This is a genomic window from Streptomyces sp. NPDC029674 (assembly GCF_044903205.1).
Taxonomy (GTDB): Bacteria; Actinomycetota; Actinomycetes; order Streptomycetales; family Streptomycetaceae; genus Streptomyces.
Window position 1 is genome coordinate 462,629 of sequence record NZ_JBJDPY010000003.1, and the last position, 25,445, is coordinate 488,073.

A 25,445-nucleotide genomic window follows, 5' to 3' on the forward strand; every position below is an offset into this window, starting at 1 on the left:
ACCCGGCCCCCCCCCCCCCCCCGCCCCCCCCCCCCGCCCCCCCCCCCCCCCCGCCCCCCCCCCCCCCCCCCCCCCCCCCCCCCCCCCCCCCCCCCAGCGTGGGCGGCCGTGGCACCGAAGAGTGTCAGAGTGCTCGCCAGGGCGGCGACAGCGATGGTGCCGCGTATGCGCATGGTGTACCTCCGGAGAAGCGCTGGTGGGAGGTTTCAGCACATCACGCAGATACCTCGCGCGCATGTCCTGACCCCCCCAATCGGGGGAGACCCTCCTCAGCAGGTGGGCCCTGTTGGAGAGGATTGAAAACAGGCACTCAGTCCAGATGCTCGTCGTTGCCCGGCGGCGGGATCCGCGTGCCCCGGCTCTCCGCGACGCGGTGGACGTCGCGGAGAGCCTCGGAGAGGCAGGTGGTCAGATAACGGACTTCTCGCGGATTCGCCTTGGGGTCGGCCAGCAACTCCTCTGCGTGACCGAGTAGTTGGAGGGCCATGCCGAGCTGGATGGACTCGACGTTGTCCGCGAGGCGGGAGACGTAGCCGCCGTCCGAGTCCGTGATGACGTAGCAGGGTTTGCCGTCGGGGCCGGTCCAGGGCAGGAGCCGGGCGGTTTCTGTCATGTGGTCGCCTCCAGCCGTGGCCGGCCGGGGCGCGACATCGACCCTGTTCGTGGCCCTGTTCGGGGCAAACCGCGGCGCACGCCTGTGTGGAACGTAACGGTGGCGGCGCTGTTGGCCCTTCTCGCGAAGTCGTTCGGCGGGGCTTGGCTCGGGCGGACGATCCTGTCCGGACTGCCTGGCACGTCCAGCACGCGTCTACCTGCTTTCCTCGGACGGACCCGCCCCGGCCGGCCGTACACACGGTCGCGGGGCCCGCCACCATGTGACGGTGCCGTCACGCTAGGTCCGCCTGCGGAGCGTGCCCAGGGACGTGCCGTGCCACCTTGGTCGACGGGTGGGACGCCGTGTCCTACCCGTCGATGTTCAGCCGGTCGGCGAGGCCGGTGAGCGGCGACGTACGCCGGTGTTCGCGCTCGCGGAGGTCGGCGACCAGGCGCCGGCTCGTGGAGTGGTACCGCATCCATTCGGGCGCGGTGCGCTCCGCGGTGAGGAGTGCGCGCACGGCACCTTCCTCCTGTCCCAGATCGGCATGCGCCGTCGCGAGGTCGATGTGGTAGCGGGCCCGCCAGGTGGGAGGCAGGGCAGCCAGATCGGGGACGGTGTGTGCGCTGCGCAGCGCTTCGGCGTTCTCCTCCATCTCCACCAGGAAGTTGACCCTGGCCACGCCCACGTTGGTCGGGCCGAACGGAGTCGCGTAGTCGAGACGGTCCATCCCGATCCGCGCTGCCGCCGCGCCGGCCATGTTGAGCAGATCGCGGACTGTGTCGCGCCGCTCCAGGCGGACGGCGGCCGTCGCCGCGCGGAGCAGGAGGACCCCCCACAAGGCCAGTTCGAGGGGACGGGAGCGAAAGCCGGGCTCGATCTTCTCTGCGGTGGCCAGGGCGACCCGCTCGGCGTCGTTGAGGCGCCCTTGCTTGGTGAAGATCCAGGCAAGGCTGGAGACTCCGACCGTTTCGAGGTGAGGATCATTTCCCTTGCGGGCCGCGTCCATGGATCGCTCAAGGGCGGTGAAGGCCGCGTCCTCCTTGCCGAGTGCGGTGAGTGTGGTCGCGGCGACCTGGAATGCCTCGGCCAGCACGGCGTACGCCGAGGCCGCGTCGCTCCCGGTGGATGCGCGTGCCACTGCCTTGGCGTCGCGGATCAACTGCGGGAGCACGGAGCCGATCTCACCCATCCTGCCTTCACGGCGGATGCGCTCAGTGGAGCGCAGAGTGTCCCTCAGTGCTGCGACGGTAGGCGGCTCCTCGGGGTCCGGTTCTTCGCCGAGCAGATCGGAGACGGGTGATACGGCCTGGCGCAGAGCCAGCACGGACGGTTCGTCGTCGCCCCGCACTTCGAAGGTGGCGGGCTGCCCGACGAGGACGGACGGTTCCACGTCCAGGGCGCGGGCGAGTGCGTTGAGGGTCGTCAGACGGGCTGTCTGCCGGACACCTTGCTCAAGTTTGCGCACGATGTCGACGGACAGGCCTGCCCGCTCGGCGAGCCCTTCCTGCGTCAGCTTCCGGCGCGTCCGCAGCCGGGCAACTCGGTCTCCGATGCTGGGCTCTTCGTGAAACTGCACGGCTACCCCCAGGGAAGGTCCTGGCATCCACGCTACGCCGGGGGCGGGCGGCGCGGACGGCGACGCGTGATCCGTCGCCCGTCTGAGCAGTCGGGCCGGTCAGCCTTCCATGAGTTGTCGAGGAGGGCGTCGGCTCGCGCGGACCCGGTCCTCGATCCGGCGCAGGGCGAGCAGGCCCCCGGCCCCCGGGACCAGTGCGCGCCACCGTGTGCCGTCCGATGGCACCACCGCCGGGAGCATCCACGTGGCCGCGATCACGACGAGATACGCCGTGCCGTGCAGCGGGCCGAGGAGCGACGAGAGCGGCCCGGCGTGGATGGTGAACAGGTTGGTGAGGAGGAGTACCAGGGATACGGCCTCCGCGCCTGCCGCGATGCGGAGCGTGCGCAGCGTGAGCATGGTGGTCACGCCCCCGTCGTGGAGCCGGGGCGGACGATCATCAGGACGGTGACCGTCGCCCAGAGGACGTTGAAGATGCCGGTGAGCATCGTGAGCCGGGCCGTGGCGGGGCGCGCCGACTCCGGAGCGGACCGGGGCGTCCCGTCCGGCGCCTCGTCCGCGAGCTCCAGCAGGCTCCGCTGCCCCGGCAGGATGACCAGCGCCAGGAGCCCGGCGGCGACCGCCGTCAGCAGGAGCGACGCGATCAGCCACGCGTCGGTGAGGACGCCCAGCTGGATCGCCGTGGCGATGCCGAACACGGGTACGGCGAGGCCGGCGACGGCGTAAGCGCGGCATACGCGGTGCAGGAGCGCGGCGATCCCAGCGGCCCGGCCGCTGTCACTCCGCTCGCCACCGTCACCCCGCTCGCCACCGTCACCCCGCTCGCCCCCCTCACCCCGCCGCTCCTCACCACCGTCCCCCGCACCTCCCAGCGCCCGCAACGCGTAGCGCGGAAACATCGACGCGGCCACGGTGATCGACCCGACGGCCAGGATCGCCACGAGGACGTGGACGGACAGCAGGAACTTGGTCACGGCGGGGCCTCCAGGACTGAACTGGCTCGGGGAGTGGCGGCTGGGACATACATGCCGCCACTCCCCATGCGTTGGCAGCCAACGCAATTACGTTGGCTGCCAATACATACACTGCCAACGCCTTCTTTGGGTAGGCTGCCTACTCATGAAGGCGGATGCGGTGCGAGGGCACCTCGACGGACTGCTGCTGGCCGTGCTGGAACCGGGCCCGCTGCACGGGTACGCGATCATCGCGGCGGTGCAGCGCCGCAGCGGGGGCGCACTTGAGCTGCGTACGGGCACGATCTACCCGGCGCTGAACCGCCTGGAGCGCCTCGGCCTGCTCAGCAGCAGCTGGGAGTCGGCGGCGGGCGAACGACGCCGCAGGGCGTACGAACTCACCGACGCCGGACGCGCCACCCTGGCCGGCGAACGCGCGGCGTGGAGCGAGTTCACGGCAGCGATCGGCTCGGTCCTGAACCCCGGCGCCCAGCTGAGCACGCAGCCCGGACTCGCCACGTGAACCCCGTCGCGAAGCCCCTCGACGCGCACATCGCAGCCCTGGCCGCCGCCCTGCACGGCCCCGCCAAGGCCAAGTCCCGGCTGGTCGAGGAGATGCGCGACGGCCTCACGGACACGGCCGCCGCCCACGCGGAGGCGGGCGCGGACGACGAGGAGGCCGCCCACCGGGCGATCCGGGAGTTCGGCACCGTCGACGACCTCGTCCCGGTCTGTCAGCGCGAGTTGACCGTCGCACAGGCCCGGCACACCGCCCGCACGGTCGCGCTCACCGCACCGTTCCTGGTCGCCTGCTGGTACCTCGCCCGTACGGCTGGCGGCGGACCCGCGCCCTGGCAACTCGCGCACACGCCCCAGCTGCTGGCCGTCCACCTCGCCCTCGTCGCGACCCTCGCCGCGCTGCTCGCCGCGGCGACCCTGGCCGCGACCGGCCCCCTCGCCCGCCGACTCCCCACCCCACAGCGGCTGCCCCTCGTCGTCGCCTGGGCCGGCACCACCGCGAGCGCCGCGATGGCCGTCGCGACCCTCGCCCTCGCCACGGCCGCCGCCCTCACCACGAACTGGCCCCTGCTCGCCGCCGCCGGCGCCCTGGCCGCCGCCTCCCACGCCGTCGTGGCAACGTCAGCCCGCGCCTGCCGCCGCTGCGCGACCCTGTTCGCGCCCGCGTGACCGGCCTCTCCACCGACCCGCCCCACGTGCCCTCCGCATCGCCCTCCACGTCCTTGACGGGCGGTCAAGTGGCGATGCCGAGCTCCTGGCCCGTGCGGTGGAAGAAGTCGCGGACCGCCGGCTCGCGTCGCCAGGGCGCGAGGGCCGCGTTGAATTCGCGGACGTAGTCTTTGGCCCGGCTCGACCGGACGCGCGCCAGGATGTCCACGGACCGGTGGCCGAGGTCGAGCCCGTGGTCGAGGTCGCGGGCCTGGAGGTGGGCGGTCCCGACGATGGCCAGACGCATGCCGACGGAGCGGGTGAACAGGCCGGTCGGCATGGCGGCGGCCTGTTGGTTCCACGTCAGGGCCATCTTGGGGTTCTTCAGGTCCCGGAAGACCTCGGCGGCGTCTGCGGACAGGCGGGCGTGGTGGTAGAAGTCGATCCATGCGGGCTCGTCGCCCGTGTCGGCCTTCGCCTGGTCGAGCAGCCTTTCCGAGGCGACCAGGGCCCGAGAAGCCGCTCTCGGCTCGTTCTCACGGGCGTGGGCGCGGGCCTCGATCAGTTTGGTGAACGCCACTACTCTCGGGGCCGCTTGACCCTTCGCCCGGTTGAAGGCGCCCTGGGCCATGTCCACGGCTTCGGAGGCGAAGCCCCGCATGAGGGTCTGCATGGCCATGGTGGTCAGCACATAGCAGCCCAACTGCACATCGCCACCGGCGCGAGCGAGGCGGAGGGCTTGGATGAAGTGCCGCTGAGCGACCTCGTGCCGGCTGACGTCGAAGGCCGTCCAGCCCGCCATCCGGGACAGCTCGGCGGTCACGGAGAAGAGCTCACGGCCGATCTTGTCGGAGAACGATCCTTCGAGCAGCGGAGTCGCACGCCGGTCGAGGCAGTCGGTGATGGAGCCGGCTCTCCAGTTGCCTCCACCGAATCTGGAGTCCCAGCGGCGGGCGTCGTCGGCGGCCTCGCGCAGTTCGTCGAGGTCGGCCCGGCCGACCTGCCTGCCGCCCCGGCGTTCCGCGGTGGCGTCGGCGGGGGCGACCAACCAGCGGGTCACGGGCGTGGTGAAGGCGGAGGCAGCGAAGCCGGATCCGGCTCGGGCCAGGAAGTCGCGGCGGTTCACGGAGCTCCAGAACGAAGTGGCGACGCGGACGGCGTCGGCGGGCTGCCTCGATCTACCTGGTGTTGGCCGACTTGATCCCCGTGATGAAGCCGTCCCACGCGGTGGACGTGAAGACGAGCGTGGGACCGCTCGGGTGCTTGCTGTCACGCACCCAGGCGCGGCGGGGAAACTCGGCGACCTCTATGCAGTCGCCGCCACTTGAACCTCCGCCGCTGTAGCTGCTCTTGCGCCATATGGCGTTGCCGAGTTCGGGGGCAAGCACGGTACGCACCTCGTATCCCGATGGTCACAGCTCCCGACGGTTGTCGGCCCTACGCGTCTCCCAAAGCGAGGCGTATGGCTGACCTCGGGCTACGCGGGGCTCGTCGATTTGATCCCCGCGACGAAGCCGTCCCATGTCTCTGGGCGGAAAATTAGGGTCGGCCCCCCGGGTTCTTGCTGTTACGTATGACGTGCCCCTCGGTGCTGGTGCGTGCGATCTCCAGGCAGTCGCCCTGCTGGTCCGAGCGTGAACGGGACGTAATTGAGGGGGTGGGTGGCGGCGCGGCAACGGCTGACGGCGCGTCGCCGCCCCCCCCGGCCGGGTGGCAGGTGGTGAGCCACCGCACCGCCGACCGCCGACGCAACTACCCCGCGTGCAACATCAACCCGATCCCCGCCACCATCAACCCCGCCGCCACCAACCGCGGCGCCCCGAACCGTTCCTTGAAGAAGACCGCGCCGATGGCCGCGCCGACGATGATCGAGGATTCGCGGAGGGCGGAGATCGGGGCCAGTTCCGCCCGGGTCTGGGCCCAGAGGACCAGGCCGTACGCCGAGACCGAGAGGGCCGCGCCGAGGAGGCCGACGAGGGCGAAGGGGCGTAGGCGCGGGAGGAGTTCGCCGCGCCAGTGGTACGCCGCGTACAGCGGGACCGCGAGGCCCTCCAGGATCATCAGCCAGGCGATGTAGCCCATGGAGGAGCCGGAGGCGCGGACGCCGAGGCCGTCCACCACCGTGTACGCCGCGATGGAGACGCCCGTCGCGAGGGCCGCGCCGATCGCCGCCCAGTCCGGGCGGCGGCCCGTACCCCGGATGCCCCACAGGGCGAGGCCCGTCAGGCCCGCGCACGACACCGCGACGCCCGCCGCCTGCCAGCCGTCGGGGACCTCGCCCGCGAAGACCGCCGCGAGGACGGTGACCACCAGCGGCGCCGTGCCGCGCGCGATCGGGTACGCCTGGCCGAAGTCGCCCAGCTTGAACGACTTCATGAGGAGGGCGTAGTAGCCGACGTGGATCGCGGCGGAGAGGAGCAGGTAGGGCCAGGCCTCGGTGTCCGGGATCGGCACGAAGGGGGCCAGGAGCAGGCCTATCAGCGTGCCGCCGCCCGATATGAGCGTGAAGCCGACCAGCTTGTCCGTGATGTGGTGGGCTATCGCGTTCCAGCTGGCGTGCGTGACGGCGGCGAGCAGAACCGCCGCCGCGACGAGCGGGGTCACTTCGCCGGCTCGCGCACGTCCACCAGCGTGCCGCCCGCGTGCGCGATCAGCGTCTTGGGAGCCATCGGGAAGACCGCGTAGGGCGTGCCGGCCGCCGCCCACACCTCGTCGTGGTCGAGGAGGGAGCGGTCGGCGAGGACGCGGGTCCGGGTGGCGTGGCCGAAGGGCGGCACGCCGCCGATCGCGTAGCCCGTGGTCTGCCGGACGACGTCGGCCTTGGCCCTGGTCACCTTCTCCGCGCCGAGTTCCCGGCGTACGAGTTCGAGGTCGACGCGGGACGCGCCGTCCATCAGGACCAGGATCGGCACGCCGTCCGCGGCGAAGATCAGGGACTTGCAGATCTGGCTCAGGTCGCAGCCGATCGCCGCCGCGGCCTCGGCCGCCGTACGGGTCTGGTCCGGGAAGCGGCGGACCCGGGGAAGCAGTTCGCCGAGGCCCAGTTCACGCAGGGCCTCGGCGAACCGGGGGTGGGCGTCGGACGCGCCGGACGCGCCGGACGCGCCGGACGGCTCGGGTGCTGTAGCGCTCATGCCCCGCACGCTAGCGGCCCGTGTACGGGGCACGCGACCACGTATCCGGATGGCGGACAGAGCATCCCGAGTGCCGGTCTCAGCCCCCCGCCCGCAGCATCGCCCGTACCACCGGCCCCGCCGAGTCCCCACCGTGTCCGCCCTGCTGGACCACCGCCGCCGACGCGAGGTCGCCCCGGTACGCCGTGAACCAGCCGTTCGGCTTCTTCTGGTTGTCGACCTCCGCGGAGCCGGTCTTCGCGCCCATGTCGGAGCCGAGGCCCTGCATGGGCTTGACCGCCGTGCCCGCCACCGCCGTGTAGTGCATCAGCTCCCGCAGCGCCGCCGCCGTCGCGCCCGACATCTTGCGCGGCGCCGTCGCGAGCGTGCGGTCGTCGATGTCGGGGGAGACCAGGTAGGGCTGCTTGAACGTGCCCGACTTCACCGTGGCCGCCACCGACGCCATGTTGAGGGGGTTCATCCGCACCCCGCCCTGGCCGATCAGCGAGGCCGCCATCTGGGCGTCGCTCTGCACCGGCACCGCGCCGTCGAAGGACGGGACGCCGATCGACCAGTCGTCGCGGCCGAGTCCGAAGACCTCCTGGGCCTGCTTGGTCAGGGAGTCGTCGTCGAGCTTCTTCGCCTGGCTGATGAAGGCCGTGTTGCAGGACCGCGCGAAGCTCGCCCTGAACGTGCCGTTCTTGATCTGGAACTTGTCGTCGTTCTGGAACTTCCAGCCGCCGTACGTCTCGTACTTGGGGCACGGGTGCTTCTTGTCGACCCCGGCGAGCTTCTTCTCCAGGAGCATCGACGACGACACGACCTTCATCGTGGAGCCGGGTGCGAGGGAGCCCTGGAAGGCCGTGTTGAAGCCCGTGGGGTTCGAGTTCGCGGCGGCCAGGATCTCGCCGGTGCTCGGCTTGAGCACGACGACGGACGCCCGTTGCCGCTTGGCCGTCTCCCGCTCGGCGGCTGCCTGCAGCGAGCCGCTGAACGTCGTCTTCAGCGTGCCCGGCGTGCCGGGGGAGAGGGTGAGCAGCGTCTTGTCGGGCGTCGACTTCGCGTCGGCCTTCTTCGACGACCCCGAGGACTCCGAGGACTCCGAGGACTCCGAGGACTTCGAGGATTTCGACGAGTCCGCCCGTACCACCCGCAGCTCGACTCCCGCCTTGCCGCCCGCCTTCTTCCCGTACTTCTCGCGAAGGCCGTCGAGCACCGTGCCCAGCGACGGGTACTTCGCCGGCGTCAGCTCGGCGCCGTCCCGGTCCACCGCCTTGATCGGCGGGTCGCCCGCCTCACCGGTGACCAGCCGGTCGCCCCGCTGCTTCAGCTCCGGGTGCAGCACCGAGGGGCGCCAGCCGACCAGCGTCCTGCCGTCGCTCTTCCTGCGGACGACGGTGAGTTCGGACTCGTAGGCGAGGGGCTTGCTCTTTCCCTTGTACGAGACGGTGGTGGTCGCCTTGAAGGGCACCTCGGCGCCCGACCGCTTGCCGGGCGTGAGGACGGTCTTCGTGAGGTGGCCGTCCTCGCGGTAGGACGTCAGGGCCTTCTCCGCCGCCGCGCGGTCGTCCGTGAGTGCGGCCGCCCGCGCCGCGTCGCCCTCGGCCCACGCGGTGAGGAACGCCCGCGCTGTGGTGCGGACTTCGGCGGCCGTCGGCGGGCCTGAAGCCACCGGCTTCTCGTCGACGGTCGAGCCGTCGCCGCCGGAACCAGAACCGGAACCGGAGCCACCGGAGAGCGCGAACGCGGTGGCCCCCACACCGCACAAGACCACGGCCGCCACCCCGCCGAGCACGCCCGGGTGCAGCTTCGTGTTACCGATGCGCATGTTCCCGTTGCGCACGTTCCCGACGCCGACGCTCTTGCGCTCCGTGGCGCGCCTTCGCTTGCCCACAAACCCTCCGCAGTTCCCCAGAACCCCCGGCTCTTCACCAGAACCCCCGGCTCGTCACCGGAAGGCCACCTTAGAGGCGTACGGAGAACCCCTCGACCACTTCCCCGCCCGGCCGGGCGGGGCACCCCGCGAGCGCCTACCCTGCGCGCAGCACCGCCGCCACGATCGGCCCGGCCGCGTCGCCGCCGTGCCCGCCTCCCTGCGCCATCGCGGCCGCCGCGACATCGCCCCGGTAGCCGGTGAACCAGCTGTCCGACTTCTCCTGGCCGTCGACCTCGGCCGACCCGGTCTTCGCGCCGATGTCGCCGCCGAGGCCCGCCATGGCGCGCGCGCCGGTGCCGCTGACCGCCGTGCGGTGCATCATCTGGCGCAGCTGCTGGACGGTGGAGGCGCGCAGACCCTGGGCGGTGGCCAGTTCGCGGTCGTCGAGGGACTTCGGCACGATGACCGGCTGCCGGAAGGTGCCCGTCATCGCGGTCGCCGTGACCGACGCCATGTTCAGCGGGTTCATCTCGACCTTGCCCTGGCCGATGGCGTTCGCCGCGCGGTCGGGTCCTGCCGACGCCGGGACGGAGCCGTCGAAGGAGGTGACGCCGACCTGCCAGTCGTCCCCGCCCAGGCCGAAGTTGTTCCGCGCCTCCTCGGTGAGGGAGGAGTCCGTGATGCCCTCCTCGTCGATGAGCTTCACGAACGCCGTGTTGCAGGAGCGCGCGAAACTCTCCGAGAACGTCGCCGACTCGTTCGGCACCATGCCCTTCAGGTTGCTGATGGTCTGGCTCTGCCAGGTCGCGGTGGCCGGGCACGGGGCGGGTCCTGCCGCCTTGGTGACGCCCTTGTCGAGGAACATCGCCGCCGTGAGGATCTTCATCGTCGAGCCGGGCATCACCCGCCCCTCGAACGCCGCGTTGAACGCGTCCTTGCGGTTGTTGGCGACCGCGAGGATCTCGCCGGTGCTCGGCTTCACCGCCACCACCGACGACTCGTCACTGCGCAGCACCGCCTGCTCGGCCGCCTTCTGCACGCCCGCGCTGAGCGTCGTGCGCAGCTTGCCCGGTCTGCCCTTGGCGAGGGTGAGCAGCGTGCGGGCCCCCGCGTCCGTCTGCTCGGTGTCCGCGGGCCGGACGTACAGCTCCACGCCCGGCTTGCCGCCCGCGCTGTCGCCGTACTTCGCGCGGAGCTTGTCCAGGAGCGGGGCGAGCGAGGGGTGGTCCTTCGGGCGCAGGACGGTGCCCGCGCGGTCCACGGCCTGGATGGGTGGAGCGGTGGCCTCACCCGTCACGAGCGTGTCGCCCTTCTCCAGAGAGGGGTGGACGACAGCCGCCGACCAGTCGACGAGCGCCCGCCCTGTGGTCTCGCCGCGGACGACGGTGAGCTGCGAGTCGTACGTGAAGGGCTTGCTCTTCCCCTTGTACGAGACCGTCGCCGACACGGAGAACGGCACGCGGGCGCCCGACGCCCGCTTCGGCGTCAGCTTCACCTTCGTCAGGTGCGCGTCCTCGCGGTAGCCGGTCAGCGCGGTCGCCGCCGCCTCCCTGTTGTTCGTGTACGCGGCGGCCCCCCGGGCGTCGCCGTCGGCCCACGCCGCGAGGAACTTCCGTGTGGTCTCCCGGACCTCGTCGCTCGTGGGCGGCCCGGTCTTCACGGCCACCGGCCCGGAGCCGGACGAGCCGCCGCCCCCGGTGACGCCGTTGACGAGGTTGTACGCGCCATATCCGGCGCCCCCCACCATGGCGGTGAACACCCCGCCGACCAACGCGATCTTTACCCCTTTGCGCACGATGCGCTCCCCTCCCCAGGTTCGCCATGAACCTTAAGGGAATGGAGTGGTGCAGGGGGCTGTCGTTATCCGAAGGTATCCGAAGGTGTCCATTACACCCACGTATCCAGCCACATTCGGGAACGCCAGGAATCGATGGGAATCGCGGTGCCGGTATAGATCGGCCAGAAGTAGATGAAATTCCAGATGATGAGCAGGACGACGACGCCCGAAGCCGCGGCGCCCGCCACCCGGCGCCGCTCGCTCGACCCCGGCGGCCCCAGCATCGCGCCGATCATCATCGCCACCGCGAGACAGAGGAACGGCACGAAGACGACCGCGTAGAAGTAGAAGATCGTCCGCTCCTGGTAGAAGAACCAGGGCAGATAGCCCGCGAGGACGCCGCAGAGGATCGCGCCCGCCCGCCAGTCGCGGCGGAACGCCCACCGCCACAGGACGTACAGGAGTGCGAGGGCCGCCACCCACCACAGCATCGGCGTGCCGAGCGCGAGGACCTCGCGGGCGCACTTCTCCGTGGTGTCGGCCGGACAGCCGTCCTTGCCGGGCAGCGGCGACTCGTAGAAGTACGAGACGGGCCGGCCGTCGACGATCCAGCTCCACGGGTTGGACTGGTAGGTGTGCGGCGACGACAGGCCCACGTGGAACTCGTACACCGCGTGCTCGTAGTGCCACAGGCTGCGCACCCAGTCCGGCAGCCACGTCCAGCTGCCGCCCTTCCCGGCGGTGGCCGCCCAGTCGCGGTAGTAGCCGCCGCTGCCGTCCGCCGGCGAGAGGATCCAGCCGAGCCAGGAGACGACGTACGTGGCGAGAGCCACCGGGACCGTCGCCACGAACGCCGGGAACACGTCCCGCCGCAGGACCGCACGGTAGGGCCGCGCCGCCCCGGCCACCCGGCGCGCGCCGACGTCCCAGAAGACGGTCAGCAGGCAGAGGAAGACCATGACGTACAGGCCGTTCCACTTCGTGCCGAAGGCGAGCCCGAGACAGAGACCGGCCGCCCACCGCCACGGCCGCCATCCGAGACGTGTCGTTTCCGCGACGTACGCGTCCGGTCGTACGATCCCGTCCGCGCTGTCGGGGTCGACCGGCAGCGCCGCCGCCAGCCGCGCCCGCGCCTTGTCCCGGTCGATCAGGAAGCACCCGAACGCGGCGAGCACGAAGAACATCAGGACCTGGTCGAGCAGCGCTGTCCTGCTCATCACGTAATGCAGGCCGTCCACCGCGAGCAGTCCGCCCGCCAGACATCCGAGCAGCGTCGAGCGGAACAGCCGCCGCCCGATCCGGCAGAGCATCAGCACCGACAGCGTGCCGAGCACCGCCGTCATGAACCGCCAGCCGAACGGGTCGAAGCCGAACAGCCACTCGCCGATCCCGATCACGTACTTGCCGACCGGCGGATGCACCACGTACGCCGCGTCGTGCGGGATCGCGATGTCGCTGCCCTGCCGCAGCACGTCGTCGTTGATCTTCTCCGGCCAGTTGACCTCGAAGCCGCGGTGGATGAGCGCCCAGGCGTCCTTCGCGTAGTACGTCTCGTCGAATATCACGGCCTTCGGATTGCCGAGGTTCAGGAACCGCGTCACCCCGGCGACCAGCGTGATCAGCAGCGGACCGACCCAGCCGGACCAGCGCACCACCTTGTCGGCGGCCGTCTTCGACAGACCGAACGTCATCCACAGGCGGGGGCTCGGCTCCGTGTACGGAGGCACGAGGCGCGCCCTGACGTCCGCTCTGGGCCGCGCCGCATGTCCGAATCGGCGCAGCCGCCGCTGCCACGGGGGCTGCTGCTCCTCGGCTGCCTGGCCCCCGCGGGTGTCCGGGGAAGACGCGGTACTGGTCACCGCGCCATCGTAGGGAACCAGACTGTGCGAGTCCCGTCCGTGGGCCCTGCGAGGATGGATCCGTGACAGGAAGCGCAGATTCCCCCGGAACCCTGGTCCTCGCGGGCACCCCCATCGGCGACGTCGCCGACGCCCCGCCGCGGCTCGCCGCCGAACTGGAGGCCGCCGACGTCGTCGCCGCCGAGGACACCCGGCGCCTCCGCAGGCTCACCCAGGCGCTCGGCGTGCAGGTCGGCGGCCGGGTCGTCTCCTACTTCGAGGGCAACGAGTCGGCGCGCACGCCCGAGCTGGTCGAGGCGCTGGTGGGCGGCGCGCGGGTGCTGCTCGTGACCGACGCGGGCATGCCGTCCGTCTCCGACCCCGGCTACCGCCTCGTCGCCGCCGCCGTCGAGCGGGACGTGCGGGTGACGGCCGTGCCGGGCCCCTCCGCCGTGCTGACCGCCCTCGCCCTGTCGGGGCTGCCCGTCGACCGCTTCTGCTTCGAGGGCTTCCTGCCGCGCAAGGCGGGCGAGCGCCTCTCGCGCCTCAAGGAGGTCGCGGAGGACCGCAGGACACTCGTCTACTTCGAGGCCCCGCACCGCATCGACGACACGCTCGCCGCGATGGCCGAGGCGTTCGGCGAGGAGCGCAGGGCCGCGGTCTGCCGCGAGCTGACCAAGACGTACGAGGAGGTCAAGCGCGGGTCGCTGAAGGAACTCGCCGAGTGGGCCGCCGACGGCGTGCGCGGCGAGATCACCGTCGTCGTCGAGGGCGCCCCCGAGAAGAGCGCCGCCGAACTCACCCCCGACGAGCTGGTGCGCAGGGTGCGGGTGCGCGAGGAGGCGGGGGAGCGGCGCAAGGAGGCGATTGCCGCGGTCGCCGCCGACGCGGGCCTGCCCAAACGCGAGGTCTTCGATGCCGTCGTCGCGGCAAAGAATGCGGATCGGGGCAGCCCATCGGCAGGCAAAGGACTATCGTGAAAAGCAAAGCGCGGACCGCGCACCAGGCTGCTTTCGGGCCTCTTTCCTAAGGGGAGGCCAAATCGGCTCCAATGCTCGACAGGTCTGATGCGCTCGCTCCCGTAAAGGCGTCCACTGGTTGGAGGGACGCACCGGCAGTGCTTGTCCCCCGGGCAAGAGGAGCAGCTGGCATGAGTGAGATCGCAGACACCGGCCACCCCACCACAGCGCTGAATGTCGTGCGGGAGTCGTACGCTTTCGCCTGCATGCGGTGCGGGCACGGCTGGGAACAGTCGTACGAGATCGAGCACCACGTCGACGCCAAGGGCCAGGAATTCGTGACGTACCTGGCGGACGGCGCCAGGGTGCCGTCGCCGCTGACCCGGCCCACGTGCCTGAACTGCGGCGGCCACGTCGTGCGGATCATGCGGGCCGGGCAGGTGTCCTCGGTGCTCGACATGATGCGGCGCCAGCATGAGAGCGCCGCGGGCGCCGGGGTGGGGAAGCAGGCCGGGCCCGTCGACCCGGTCGGGCCCGTCGACGGACAGGAGCGGCACCACTGGCACCTCTCCGACCTGCTGCACCCGTTCCAGCACCGGAAGGGACAGTAGGGCGGGACAGCGGGACAGCGGGACGTGAGCTGGTCGGGCCGGTGAGCCTCTTCGTAGGATCGGGGCATGCCTTCGAAGAACGCCGACGTCCCGCCGCCCCCGCCCGCACCGCTCCGGGTCGCGGTCGCCGACTCCCACACCCACCTCGACATGCAGTCGGGCACGGTGGAGGAGGGCCTGGCCAAGGCCGCGGCCGTCGGCGTCACGACGGTCGTGCAGGTCGGCTGCGACGTCCGCGGGTCCCGGTGGGCGGCCGACACCGCCGCCGCGCACGACAGCGTGCACGCGGCGGTCGCCCTCCACCCGAACGAAGCGCCCCGCATCGTCCTCGGCGACCCCGACGGCTGGTCCCGGCAGGGCGCGCGCGAGCCGGGCGGCGACGCGGCCCTCGACGAGGCGCTCACCGAGATCGACCGGCTCGCCGCGCTGCCGCACGTGCTCGGCGTCGGCGAGACCGGCCTGGATTACTTCCGCACAGGACCCGAGGGCATGGCGGCCCAGGAGCGCTCCTTCCGCGCCCACATCGAGATCGCCAAGCGGCACGGCAAGGCCCTCGTCATCCACGACCGCGACGCCCATGACGACGTACTGCGCGTCCTCAAGGAGGAGGGCGCCCCCGAGCGCACCGTCTTCCACTGCTACTCCGGCGACGCCGAAATGGCCCAAGTCTGCGCGGAGAACGGCTACTTCATGTCCTTCGCCGGCAACGTCACCTTCAAGAACGCGCAGGGTCTGCGGGACGCGCTGGCCGTCGCCCCGCTCGACCTCGTCCTCGTCGAGACCGACGCGCCGTTCCTGACGCCCGCCCCGTACCGCGGACGGCCCAACGCGCCGTATCTCATTCCGGTCACGCTGCGGGCCATGGCCGAGGTGCGCGGCATCGACGAGGACGCGATGGCCACGGCCATCGCCGCGAACACGGCCCGCGCCTTCGCCTACTGACGGTCAACGCCGCGACCCTGAGTAGTCGCGCTGCTTTGGAGAGTGACGAGAGCTCCGCTAGGTTCTGTCCGCCCGGTACGGACCCCTGGAGCGTCGTCGTGAGCAACTCGCAGTACGAGACGTACGAGACCTACGAGACGTACGAGACGTATGCGTCATACGAGCCGTATGAGCCGCCCTACGAGGTGTGGCAGGACACGTCGTACGGGAGCGACGGCGCGACGCTGCCGCGACAGGCGTCCGAGTCGCCCGTACCCGTGCCCGTGCCCGTACCTGTGCCCGGTGGTGGGCGCGCCGAGGCCCGGCGGGCCGCGCGGGGGCGGGGTGCGGAGCGGCCCGAGACGGTACGGCGGCTGCTGCCGCAGGCGCTCGTCGTCGCCTTCCTCGCCGGCGGCACGTCCGCGTTCGTCGCCGACGACAAGGCCGTGCAGCTCATCGTCGACGGCAAGCCGCGCACCCTGCACACCTTCGCGGACGACGTCGGCGAACTCCTCGCCGACGAGGGTGTGGACGTCGGCGCCCACGACATCGTCGCGCCCGCCACCGGCGCCGCGCTGGCCAGCGGCGACGAGGTCGCCGTCCGCTACGGCAGGCCGGTCCACCTCACCCTCGACGGGGAGCGCCGCCAGGTGTGGACGACGGCGCGCACCGTCGACGGGGCGCTGCGGCAGCTCGGGGTGCGGGCGGAGGGCGCCGCGCTGTCGGCCTCGCGCAGCCGCCGCATCGACCGGGACGGACTCACGCTCGACGTCCTCACCGAACGCACCGTCACGATCATGGCCGACGGGCGGGAGCGGACGATCCGCACGAACGCGGCGACCGTGCGGGAGGCCGTCGCCGAGTCCGGGGTGACGCTGCGGGGGCAGGACACGACGTCGGTGCCGCCCGACAGTTTTCCGCGCGACGGGCAGACCGTGACGGTCATGCGGGTGACCGGGACGAAGGAGGTGCGGGAGGAGCCGATCCCGTTCGGGGTGGAGAGGGTGCAGGACCCGTCGCTGTTCCGCGGCACGGAGGTCGTGGCGCAGGCCGGGCGGCAGGGAGTCCGGCGGGTCACGTACACGGTGCGGAGCGTCAACGGCGTCAAGCAGAAGCCGCGGCGCGTCAGGTCCGAGGTGGTGCGGGAGCCGCAGAGACGGATCGTGAAGGTCGGCACGAAGCAGATGCCCATGTCCGTGGCCGGGGCGGACGGCCTGAATTGGAGTTCGCTGGCCCGCTGCGAGTCGGGCGGCCGGCCCGGCGCGGTGGATCCCTCCGGCACGTACGGAGGCCTCTACCAGTTCGACACGCAGACCTGGCAGGCGCTTGGCGGCTCGGGGCGCCCCCAGGACGCGCCGGCGGCGGAGCAGACGTTCCGCGCGAAGAAGCTGTACGTGCAGCGGGGCGCCAGCCCGTGGCCGCACTGCGGCAGCAGGCTGTAACCCGCCGGGGCCGCGGCTTTCATTGACGCGACGGTCGGGCTGTGGAAATCTCCCGGTGATCCAACGCCAGGGGGAGGCGCCATGACCGGCACGACCGCGTCGCCGGGGCTGCTCTCCCGTCGCCACCGTGCCTGCACGCTCGCGGTGAGCAGCACCTTCGTCCTGGTCGCGTTCGCCGGACTGGCGCTGAGCACGGTGATGCCGGTCGCCGTCCAGGAGCTGGACGGACTGGGCCTGTACGCCCTCGCGTTCGGCGGCTTCCTCACCACCGGCATCATCGGTACCGTCCTGGCGGGCGGCTGGGCCGACCGGCGCGGACCCGCGCCCGCCCTGCTCGCGGGGCTGCTCTGCTTCTCGGGCGGTGCGCTGCTGTCCGGGCTGGCGACCGCCCTTCCGGTCTTCCTTGCCGGACGGTACGTCCAGGGGTTCGGCGGCGGCGCGGTGACCGTGGCCCTCTATGTGGTGGTCGGCCGCGCCTACGCCGCCGAGCTGCGCCCGCGGATGTTCTCGCTGATCACCGCGTGCTGGATCGTTCCGTCCATGGTGGGCCCGCCGGTCGCGGGAGCCGTCGCCGAAAGCCTGTCGTGGCACTGGGTGTTCCACGGGATCGCCTTCCTCGGCATGGTCGCGCTGGTGCTGCTCGCCCGGCCGTTGGCGCGGCTCGGGGCGGACGGTGCCGGGGGCGGTGGGCAGGGCGCGGGCGGCGAGCCGGTGAGCGGGCTGCGGGTCGTGCCCGCGCTGGCGGTGGCCCTCGGTGCGGGTCTGCTGCAGTACGCGGGCACCCCTGCCGCCCCGTACCGTCTGCCGGCCGCGGTCGTCGGGCTGGTCCTGCTCGTGGTCTGGCTGCGGCGGCTGCTGCCCGCGGGCGCCCTGCGGGCGCGGCGCGGCATTCCGGCCCTGGTGCTGCTGCGCGGCGTCGCGGCGGGCGCGTACTTCACCATGGAGACGTATATCCCGCTGATGCTCGTGAACGAACGGCAGTGGTCGCCGGGGATGGCCGGCATGTCGCTCACCGGGGCCGCGCTCACCTGGTTCGCCGCCTCCTGGCTGCAGGGCCGCCCCCGGCTGCCCTGGCCCCGCGAGCGGGTCGTCCTCATCGGCGCGCTGATCCACGGCGCGGGTGCGGCCCTGACGCTGAGCGGCACGCTGCGGACGATGCCCGCGGTGACCGTCGCCGTCGGCCTGGTGGTCGCCGGCTTCGGGATGGGACTGCTGCTCCCCGGCGTCGGGGTCCTCACCCTCGAGCACTCGCCCACGGACCAACAGGGCCGCAACTCGGCCTCGTTGCAACTGTCCGACAGCCTGTCCAGCGTGCTGCTCGTCGTCCTGTGCGGGGCCCTGTTCAACATGGCGCATGTGCGCGCCGGGCAGGACACGGCGGCCTTCGCCGCCGTGTTCGCCACCACCCTCGCGGTGGCCGCCGCGGCCGGGCCGGTCGCCCGCAGGATCACGGTGCCGCACCCGGAGGAGAAGAAGGACCTCGCGACGCTATGAGCCGGTGGGCGCCGCCTCTCCGGCCGTGGTGCCGGTGAACCTCTCCGGGACGCCGTATCCGTGCTCGCCCGTCCAACTGCCCAGCTCGATGTGGGCGTTGAAGGGCTCGCCGTCCTCCCTTGTCATCTCCGGCCGGGGATGGTCGAGGTGCAGCAGCGCGTCCTCGTAGCGGCGCAGCGGGGCGGCGGCGCCGAGCCGGGCGACCACGTCGTCGTCCTCGCCGCCCCACCCCTCGTACCGCTCGTCGAAGCCGCCCACCGCGTGGAAGACGTCGGCGCGCAGCCATACGCAGCCGCCGGGCGGCTCCCGCAGCAGCAGGCCGCGCAACACGGACGGGGGTACATCGGCGGCGCCCTCGTCGTTGCGCAGGCCGATGGCGCGCAGGGTGGACGGGGCGTCGAGCGAGAGCGACCAGCGGAACGGCAGATGGGTGCCGTGCCCGCCGTCGCGCAGCCGCGCCGTGTTGCGGGCGACGAAGTGCCGGTCGACGAGGATGTCGGCGTCCAGGACGCACACGTACCCGTCCCCGGGCGCCGCATCCCGAGTCGCCCGCACCACACCGACGTTGACCGCCCAGGCCTTGTTGAACAGACCGTCCTTGCGGGCGAAGACGTACTGGTCCACGACACCGGCCAGCGCCTCACGGGTGCGGGGCTCGCTGTCGGTCTCCACCACCGTGACCCGGTGGCCGGGCCCGCCCTCCTGGTCGGCGAGCGCCCGCAGGCAGGCGAGCAGGTTGCGGGTCCGCGTCCCGCCCGCCCGGTCCCGGAAGGGGATCACCACCTGGACGTCCGGCGCACCGGGCCGCGGCCGGGCGCCGGGCGCTCCGGTCGCCGCGGCCGTCTCCGGCACCTGCGGCGGGAGCGGTGGCGCCTGTGCGGTGTAGTCGGCGCCGAGGTGGTAGTCGATCCAGATGTGCCGGTCGGCCTCCGCCACCGCCTCCGCCAACTGCCGCCCCGGCGCCGGGTGTTCGGCGAGCAGGGCGGTGAGGGCGGCGCGCAGGGTGTGCTGATGCGCGGCGTGGACGGGGTCGGCGAGGACCTTCTCGTACGCCGCCCGGGCAGTACCGGAGACGAAGGCGGCGAGTGCGGCGTCGACCGTACGGTAGTGGTCCTCGCTCTTGGCCCAGTAGTCGGCGGCGATGGCGGGCACGGCCGGGTCGTGGGCCAGCACGGCGTAGGCGGTGAGGCGTTCGGCGAGCCGGTCGGCGGACGGCCGGGGCGGCTCGGGTGGCGTGGGCACGGGTCTGCTCCGATCGGTGGCGGTCGGTGGGGTCATGCTCCGTCGTCTGCCGCCCGGGGCCGCGACTAGTGCGGGCCGGGCGTGTCCTGCGAGCGGACCGGTCCGGGCGCCCCGTTCAGCCGCTCGTCCAGGACCCGGTTCGCCCGCCGCCCCGCCACGCGGGCCGGAGTGCCGGTGAGGACGTCGGTGAGGAGGGTCTTGACCGGGTTCGGCTCGGCCTCCACCAGCGGCCAGCGGGGGGCGGCCGGGGTGGTGTGCCCGTTCGCGGCGGCCTGCGCCTGCACCTTGACCACCGGGTTGTCGACCTCCTGGGCCAGCGCGAGCCGGTTGGGCAGGGTGCCGTTCGCCTCCGCGATGAGCTTCTGCGCCCGGGGACCGCTGATCTCCGCGACCCAGTCCCTCGCCAGCTCCGGCTGCCCGCTGCGGGCCGACACCGCGACGTTCGAACCGCCGAGGAAGACACTGCCCGGCCGGTCCGCCGAGCGGCCCGGCACCGGGAACATGCCCAGTTTTCCCTTCAGTTCGGGGTTGATCCGCTCGGCGTCGGCCAGCTCCCAGGGCAGCCCCACCATCTGGCCGACCTGCCCCTTGGCGAGCTCCTCGTACTGCAGCGGATGCGCCTCGTCCTGGTCCTTCGGGGCTTGTGACAGCGACTGGAGCGTGCGGTAGTACTTCAGCGCCGACGCGGCCTCGGAGGTGGCGAGCCCACCGCGCCACCGCCGGCCGTCGTGCGCGGCGAGCCGGCCGCCCCGGTCGTGCAGCAGACCGGAGAACACGTACCAGTTCTGACCGGGCAGGTAGAGCGGCTGGAAGCCGGGCTCCTGCCGGTGCTCCCGGCCAAGCGCCCGCGTGGTGCGCAGCCATTCCCGCTGGTCGTCGGGGGCCTTGAGGCTGGCCTGCGCGAAGAGGTCCTTGCGGTAGATCACGACGCGGGAAGCGGCGTACAACGGCACGCCGTACTGCCGCTCCTGCCACTTCCCCGACTCGCGCAGCGACGGTATCCACTGCTCCGAGCCCAGCTCACCGGCGTGCGCGCTGAGGTCCTTGAGCAGGTCGGCGGAGGCGAGGGAGGGCGTCGTGGTGGTGCCGATCTCCACCACGTCAGGGGTGTCGGCGGAGCCGAGCGCGGTTTCGAGGCGCTCCTGGATGCCGACCCAGCTCTGCAGCTGGACGTCCACCTCGACGCCGGGGTGCGCCGCCTCGAACTCGTCGGTGAGCCGGTCCACCACGGGGGCGGGCACCGAGCCCCACATCAGCCAGACCTTCAGGCGCCGGGGCGCGGTGTCCGCCGGTGCGGCCGACACGTCCGTGGCGAGGAACGTCAGCATCAGTGAGGCCGCGAGTGCCCCTAGGTATCGCTTGCTTCTTGGCATTCGGATCCTTGGTGTCGTCAGCCGGCGGGCTTCTCGGCCCGGAGCGTGAGGTACATGGGGGCGGCCCTGCGCGCCGTACAGGTCGCGGGGTCCTGGAAGTTCTCCGGCACGGGCCGGCCCTCGGACAGCGCGGTCAGGGCGAGCCCGGCCTCGTGCAGGTCCCGGACGTAGGTCTCGACGGTGCGGTGGACCTTGCGGACGGAGGAGCCGAGCCACTCGCAGGCGCGCTCACCCTCGTCGAAGTAGCCGCGCACCCGCATCTCGGACGGCACGCCCGCGTGGAAGTCTCCGTCGTAGGCACAGGTCACCACCGGATGTTCGACGGAGAGGACGAGCCGTCCGCCGGGGGCCAGGGCGGTCCGGACCTCGCGCAGCAGCGCAGGCAGGTCGTCCAGGTAGTGCAGCACCATGCGGGCGGTGACCGCGTCCCACACGCCCGGTTCACGGCAGGTCCAGGCGTTGAGGTCGGCGCGCTCCAGCATGGCCGGGTCCAGCCGGGCGGCCGCCGCCGCGAGCATCCGTTCGCTGCCGTCGATGCCGTGGTAGCGGGCCGCCCCGGCCCGGAGCGCGGACTCCCCGAACGTGCCGTCGCCGCAGCCGAGGTCGAGCACCGCACGCCCCCGCAGATCGCCCAGGAAGGCCAGGACGTACGGCTCTTCGAGGGTGGCGTTGCCCTCGTCGGTGACGGCCCGGGTCTCCTGGTAGCGGGGGAAGACCTCGGCCGCGTCGTAGAAGTCGGGTCCGTAGTCGAAGGTCGCGGTGGTCATGGGTGGCTGCCTCTTCCTGTTCTTCCGACGGACGGGGAGCGGTTCAGTGGGATACGCGGTACACGCGGCCGTCGTACGAGCCGGCCAGGAAGCACTCCGCGTCCGCGTCGTAGAACAGCGAGGAGATGCCCGCGGTGGTGACCCGGCTGATCGTGCTCCAGTCATCGGCCGTCACGTCGTAGATGGCGACGAGGCCGTGGTACGAACCGGTGGCCACGAACCGCCCGGCGGGGTCGGCGGCGACGCACTTGATGGAGTGGTCGTGCGGCGTGGCGACGACCGTGGGCTCGAAGCCGCGCCACAGCCGCAGCTTGTAGTCACGGCTCACGCTGGCGAAGTCGCCGCCGCCCAGCGGCGCGCAGCCGTTGGCGATGCGGTCGTGCGCCTCGGGGATGTGGTGCAGCCGGGTCAGGTCGTCGATGGAGAACCAGGTGGTACTGGCGTCGGCGCAGACGGAGAAGATCCGGCCGTCGGAGACGGAGACGCCCTTGACGGCGTTCTGGTGCAGCTGGAGGGTCGCCTCGTGGCGCACGGCGCCGTCGGCCGCCACGGACAGGACGATGCCCTCGCCGGTGTACGCCCCGATGACGACGTGCGTGACGCCGTCGCGTTCGAAGGCGGCTCCGCAGTTCAGCGGTGAGCGGTGCTGGTACAGCACCTCGCCGGTCAGCGCGTCGAAGACCTTGCCCATCTGGCCGCCGGTGAGGACGCGCCCGGCGGCCGGGGTGAGGAAGTTGCAGAGGCTGCCCGTCTCGCTGTGCCGCTTCCCGTCGATCCACAGGACTCCGGCGTCACCGATGGTCAGCGTGCGGCCCCCGTCCACGGTGACCGCGTTGACGCAGGGGGTCTGCTCCACGCCCTCGAGGTTCCACTCGCCGGCGCCGATCCGGTACGTCGCGTACGACGACCCGAAGGTGGCGAAGGCGAGGGTGTCGCCGTCGAGGAAGGCGCACGACCGCGGCCAGACGTCGGAGGGCAGCGAGGCCTCGGCGACCTGGGCGAGGTCCTCGGAGGTGTCCCATACGCGCAGGGTCCGGTCGTAGCTGAGGCTCACGAGGAGGTCCCGCTCGGCGTTGTAGACCAGGCGCTTGATGCCGGCCTCGTGGGCGGGGCGGGTCTCGGTCCTGTCACCGGTGATGACGATGATCTCGCCCTCGTCGTTGCCCGCGTAGATGACGCCGGCGCGGGTGATGGCGACGGTGTCGGTCTCGACGCCGGCGAGGTCGACCTCGCTCGTCATGGCGCCGCTCTCCAGGGACCAGCGCTTGATGGTGCCGTCGTCGCTCGACGACACCAGCTCGTCGGAGCCCGCGACCCATTCGACCGAGATGACGTCCGCGGTGTGTCCCTCGAACGTGGTGATCAGCGCGCCGGTGAAGTCGTACACGCGGACGTTGTGGTCGCGGGACGCGGTGGCTATCAGCTCCTTCGTGGGGTGGAACACGGACATCTCGACGTCGTCCTTGTGGTCGGAGAGGACCGCGACGAGGTTCAGGTCCGGGAGCGACCACAGGCGGGCGGAGTAGTCGCTCGACGAGCTGACGAGGAAGCGGCCGTCCGGGCTGAACGACGTCTGGTTGACGAGGTGGTCGTGGTTCACCCGCGTGAGCGGCTGCTTGGTCGCGGCGTCCCAGAGGATCAGCTGGTTGTCGTAGCCGGCCGTCGCGACGTACCGCTTGCCGTGGGTGGCGACACCGCTGATGGGACCGTAGTGGCGGATCATGTGTGCGTTCCTCTTTTCGTTGGTGGGGAGGTGGGCTCTTCGGCCCGGGGGCTGCCGAGCAGTTCGGGTGCCAGCCGTCCGGTGAACCGGTAGCCGAGGCCGCCGAGCGTGACGAGGGCCGCGAGAACGGCCCACAGGACCGCGGTGTGCCTTTCGACCAGGGCCCCGACGAGTGCGGGTCCTGTCACCGCGGACAGCGTCCAGGTGAGGTTGAACAGCGCGAGGAACCGGCCGCGCGCCTGCTGCGGGCCCGCGGTCGCGGACAGTGCGACCGCGGCCGGAGTCGCGGTCATCTGCCCCGCGGTGAACAGCACGACCGCCGTGATCACGAGCGCGATCGCGGGCCGCCCGCCGACGGCCGGCACCGCCGCGAGCAGGCCGACGGCGCTCAGGATCAGGACGGCCGCCCAGGAGATGACGCGGCCCCGCCCCACGGCACCGAGCCGGCCGGTGACGTACGTCTGGCCCCCGACGATGAGCAGCGAGCTGAGCATCAGCGTGGTGGAGGGCAGCCAGGCGGGCAGGTCCTGCACCTCCACCAGGTAGACCGGCAGGATGACGGTGGGGATCAGCCAGCCGAAGGCGAGCGCGGCCTGGGAGGCGAGCAGGCAGAGCAGCACCCGGTCCCGGAGGATCGTTCCCCAACCCGCCTGCCCCGACTGCCCTGCCTCAGGGGTTGTGGCCTTCTCCGGGTCCGGGTCCGGGACTTCCGGCCGTGGCCGTGCGGGCCGCATGAACAGCAGGGCCGTGAGCACGCTCGTGCCCGCGTTGAGTACGACGATGAGCACGGGCGCTCCGGACCAGCCGGTGGCCAGGACGGAGCCGCCGACCGCGCCGCCGAGCGCGATGCTCGCGTTCTTGCCGGCGGCGGTGAAGGCGTACCAGCGGTCCAGCTCGGCGCCCTGGGCGAGGTCGGCGATGAAGGCGGGCCAGGACGCCCAGTACAGCCGCTCCGCGCAGAGCACCACGAGCATGCTCGCCACCAGGGCGGGCAGCGAGTCGACCAGGAGGTAGCAGAGGTAGCCGACGGCGGCGAACACGTTGTTGGCGACCAGGCAGGCGCGCGGGCCCCAGCGGTCCACGGCGCTTCCCGCCAGGGGCGCGAACGGTATGGACAGCAGCGTCGCCACACTCGTTCCCCATCCCACCTGCGCCACCGTGAGGTCGGTGCTGAGGAGGAAGAAGAGGAACGACAGCGGGATGAACATGCCCACGCCGAAGGTGTCCAGAGAGGTGGCCACCACGATGCGCCCGTGACCCGTCAGGTCCGGGAGTCCCAGGCGCCGGCGCCACTGCCCGGCCGTCGTCTCCGGGAGTACGGGGGACTGGGACGTCATGCCGTGGCGGTGTCCGTCAGGACGATCCGGTGGCCGGCCTGGGCCTTCGCCTCGATGTAGCGGCGATTGCTGCTGTGCAGGAAGACGCCGGTGCGGACCGACTCCAGCACGGTGATGCCGCTCGCCGTCAACTGGGCCGCTTTGTCGGGGTTGTTGGTGAGCAGCTGGATGGAGGTGACGCCGAGCGCGTCGAGCATCTGGGCGGCGACCCGGTAGTCACGGAGATCCGCCTCGAAGCTCAGCCGGCGGTTGGCCTCGAACGTGTCGAGGCCCTCGTCCTGCAGCAGGTAGGCGTCCAGCTTGTTGTAAAGACCGATGCCTCTGCCTTCCTGCCGCAGGTAGAGCAGGATGCCGCCGTCGGCCGCCAACAGGCCGATGGCTTCCTGGAGTTGGGGGCCGCAGTCGCAGCGGCCGGAGCCGAAGACGTCTCCGGTGAGGCACTCCGAGTGGACCCGCACCAGTGGCGCGGGGCCGGGCGCGTCACCGAAGACCAGCGCCAGGTGTTCGCGGCCGTCGAGCAGGCCGGAGAAGGTCATCATGCGGGCCATCACGGGGCCGGTGCCGGTGTCCACCGGCACAGAGACCTCGGCGCGGACGGTGCAGAGCGGTACGTCGGTCCGGGAGTTCTCTCCGGCAGGTACAGCCGTGGTCATCGCATTCTCCATACGGTGTCGTGCT

At 71.9% G+C, this 25,445-nt stretch carries 25 protein-coding genes; 7 read left to right on the plus strand and 18 right to left on the minus strand.

The genetic code is table 11. The features are described 5' to 3' along the window. Positions 1-310: 310 nt before the first annotated feature. The 4 genes from ACI2L3_RS09520 to ACI2L3_RS09535 form a co-directional block, all read right to left on the minus strand. Entirely contained in the window at positions 311-613 is a 303-nt protein-coding gene (locus ACI2L3_RS09520) for a hypothetical protein (RefSeq protein WP_404751734.1), read from the minus strand. A 349-nt stretch (positions 614-962) separates the two neighbouring features. Continuing rightward, positions 963-2,174 carry a helix-turn-helix domain-containing protein gene (locus ACI2L3_RS09525; RefSeq protein WP_404751735.1) on the minus strand — a complete coding sequence of 404 codons (1,212 nt, stop codon included), beginning with the start codon at positions 2,172-2,174 and terminating at the stop codon, positions 963-965. Between the two features lie 99 nt (positions 2,175-2,273). Continuing rightward, a complete protein-coding gene (locus ACI2L3_RS09530; RefSeq protein WP_404751932.1) occupies positions 2,274-2,573 on the minus strand; it encodes a hypothetical protein in 300 nt (99 codons plus the stop codon). 5 nt (positions 2,574-2,578) lie between these two features. Continuing rightward, complete coding sequence (locus ACI2L3_RS09535) at positions 2,579-3,148, minus strand: hypothetical protein (RefSeq protein ID WP_404751736.1); 570 nt, start codon at positions 3,146-3,148, stop codon at positions 2,579-2,581. 145 nt (positions 3,149-3,293) lie between these two features. Here ACI2L3_RS09535 and ACI2L3_RS09540 point away from each other — a divergent pair, with 145 nt between their 5' ends. After that, positions 3,294-3,650: a PadR family transcriptional regulator gene (locus ACI2L3_RS09540; RefSeq protein WP_404751737.1), complete on the plus strand. Its 357-nt coding sequence runs from the start codon at positions 3,294-3,296 to the stop codon at positions 3,648-3,650. Then, positions 3,647-4,315, plus strand: coding sequence for a permease prefix domain 1-containing protein (locus ACI2L3_RS09545; protein WP_404751738.1), 669 nt, complete (start codon positions 3,647-3,649; stop codon positions 4,313-4,315). The genes ACI2L3_RS09540 and ACI2L3_RS09545 overlap by 4 nt, the downstream gene beginning before the upstream one ends. A gap of 64 nt (positions 4,316-4,379) precedes the next feature. On the opposite strand, the gene ACI2L3_RS09550 is transcribed toward ACI2L3_RS09545, so the two are convergent. The 8 genes from ACI2L3_RS09550 to ACI2L3_RS09585 form a co-directional block, all read right to left on the minus strand. Further along, positions 4,380-5,420, minus strand: coding sequence for a sporulation protein (locus ACI2L3_RS09550; RefSeq protein ID WP_404751739.1), 1,041 nt, complete (start codon positions 5,418-5,420; stop codon positions 4,380-4,382). 52 nt (positions 5,421-5,472) lie between these two features. Then, positions 5,473-5,682 (minus strand): DUF397 domain-containing protein, encoded by a 210-nt coding sequence (locus tag ACI2L3_RS09555; RefSeq protein ID WP_404751740.1) that lies wholly within the window; start codon positions 5,680-5,682, stop codon positions 5,473-5,475. A 151-nt stretch (positions 5,683-5,833) separates the two neighbouring features. Continuing rightward, positions 5,834-6,028 (minus strand): DUF397 domain-containing protein, encoded by a 195-nt coding sequence (locus ACI2L3_RS09560; protein WP_404751741.1) that lies wholly within the window; start codon positions 6,026-6,028, stop codon positions 5,834-5,836. 18 nt (positions 6,029-6,046) lie between these two features. Beyond that, complete coding sequence (locus ACI2L3_RS09565) at positions 6,047-6,898, minus strand: DMT family transporter (RefSeq protein WP_404751742.1); 852 nt, start codon at positions 6,896-6,898, stop codon at positions 6,047-6,049. Then, complete coding sequence (locus ACI2L3_RS09570; protein ID WP_404751743.1) at positions 6,895-7,428, minus strand: YbaK/EbsC family protein; 534 nt, start codon at positions 7,426-7,428, stop codon at positions 6,895-6,897. The genes ACI2L3_RS09565 and ACI2L3_RS09570 overlap by 4 nt, the downstream gene beginning before the upstream one ends. Before the next feature lie 79 nt (positions 7,429-7,507). Further along, positions 7,508-9,301, minus strand: a complete 1,794-nt coding sequence (locus tag ACI2L3_RS09575; protein ID WP_404751744.1) for a penicillin-binding transpeptidase domain-containing protein — start codon at positions 9,299-9,301, stop codon at positions 7,508-7,510. 136 nt (positions 9,302-9,437) lie between these two features. Continuing rightward, positions 9,438-11,078 carry a penicillin-binding transpeptidase domain-containing protein gene (locus ACI2L3_RS09580; RefSeq protein WP_404751745.1) on the minus strand — a complete coding sequence of 547 codons (1,641 nt, stop codon included), beginning with the start codon at positions 11,076-11,078 and terminating at the stop codon, positions 9,438-9,440. Between the two features lie 92 nt (positions 11,079-11,170). After that, positions 11,171-12,919, minus strand: coding sequence for a dolichyl-phosphate-mannose--protein mannosyltransferase (locus ACI2L3_RS09585; protein ID WP_404751746.1), 1,749 nt, complete (start codon positions 12,917-12,919; stop codon positions 11,171-11,173). A 62-nt stretch (positions 12,920-12,981) separates the two neighbouring features. Here ACI2L3_RS09585 and rsmI point away from each other — a divergent pair, with 62 nt between their 5' ends. The 5 genes from rsmI (at position 12,982) to ACI2L3_RS09610 (ending at position 18,325) form a co-directional block, all read left to right on the plus strand. After that, positions 12,982-13,878 carry a 16S rRNA (cytidine(1402)-2'-O)-methyltransferase gene (rsmI, locus tag ACI2L3_RS09590; protein ID WP_365355635.1) on the plus strand — a complete coding sequence of 299 codons (897 nt, stop codon included), beginning with the start codon at positions 12,982-12,984 and terminating at the stop codon, positions 13,876-13,878. A 170-nt stretch (positions 13,879-14,048) separates the two neighbouring features. Further along, entirely contained in the window at positions 14,049-14,468 is a 420-nt protein-coding gene (locus ACI2L3_RS09595) for a hypothetical protein (RefSeq protein WP_404751747.1), read from the plus strand. 66 nt (positions 14,469-14,534) lie between these two features. Further along, entirely contained in the window at positions 14,535-15,410 is an 876-nt protein-coding gene (locus ACI2L3_RS09600; RefSeq protein WP_404751748.1) for a TatD family hydrolase, read from the plus strand. Between the two features lie 98 nt (positions 15,411-15,508). Beyond that, positions 15,509-16,831, plus strand: coding sequence for a ubiquitin-like domain-containing protein (locus ACI2L3_RS09605; protein ID WP_404751749.1), 1,323 nt, complete (start codon positions 15,509-15,511; stop codon positions 16,829-16,831). An 81-nt stretch (positions 16,832-16,912) separates the two neighbouring features. Beyond that, positions 16,913-18,325 (plus strand): MFS transporter, encoded by a 1,413-nt coding sequence (locus tag ACI2L3_RS09610; RefSeq protein ID WP_404751750.1) that lies wholly within the window; start codon positions 16,913-16,915, stop codon positions 18,323-18,325. Here the strand turns inward: ACI2L3_RS09610 and ACI2L3_RS09615 are convergent. The 6 genes from ACI2L3_RS09615 to ribA form a co-directional block, all read right to left on the minus strand. Next, positions 18,320-19,567, minus strand: coding sequence for a galactosyltransferase-related protein (locus tag ACI2L3_RS09615; RefSeq protein ID WP_404751751.1), 1,248 nt, complete (start codon positions 19,565-19,567; stop codon positions 18,320-18,322). The genes ACI2L3_RS09610 and ACI2L3_RS09615 overlap by 6 nt on opposite strands. Before the next feature lie 65 nt (positions 19,568-19,632). Next, positions 19,633-20,940, minus strand: coding sequence for an extracellular solute-binding protein (locus tag ACI2L3_RS09620; protein WP_404751752.1), 1,308 nt, complete (start codon positions 20,938-20,940; stop codon positions 19,633-19,635). Positions 20,941-20,957: 17 nt separating this feature from the next. Continuing rightward, entirely contained in the window at positions 20,958-21,707 is a 750-nt protein-coding gene (locus tag ACI2L3_RS09625) for a class I SAM-dependent methyltransferase (RefSeq protein ID WP_404751753.1), read from the minus strand. A gap of 43 nt (positions 21,708-21,750) precedes the next feature. Continuing rightward, positions 21,751-23,430: a WD40 repeat domain-containing protein gene (locus ACI2L3_RS09630; protein WP_404751754.1), complete on the minus strand. Its 1,680-nt coding sequence runs from the start codon at positions 23,428-23,430 to the stop codon at positions 21,751-21,753. After that, a complete protein-coding gene (locus ACI2L3_RS09635) occupies positions 23,427-24,767 on the minus strand; it encodes an MFS transporter (protein WP_404751755.1) in 1,341 nt (446 codons plus the stop codon). Before ACI2L3_RS09635 ends, ACI2L3_RS09630 begins: the two co-directional genes overlap by 4 nt. Next, positions 24,764-25,420, minus strand: coding sequence for a GTP cyclohydrolase II (ribA, locus tag ACI2L3_RS09640; RefSeq protein WP_404751756.1), 657 nt, complete (start codon positions 25,418-25,420; stop codon positions 24,764-24,766). The genes ACI2L3_RS09635 and ribA overlap by 4 nt, the downstream gene beginning before the upstream one ends. Positions 25,421-25,445: the final 25 nt, after the last annotated feature.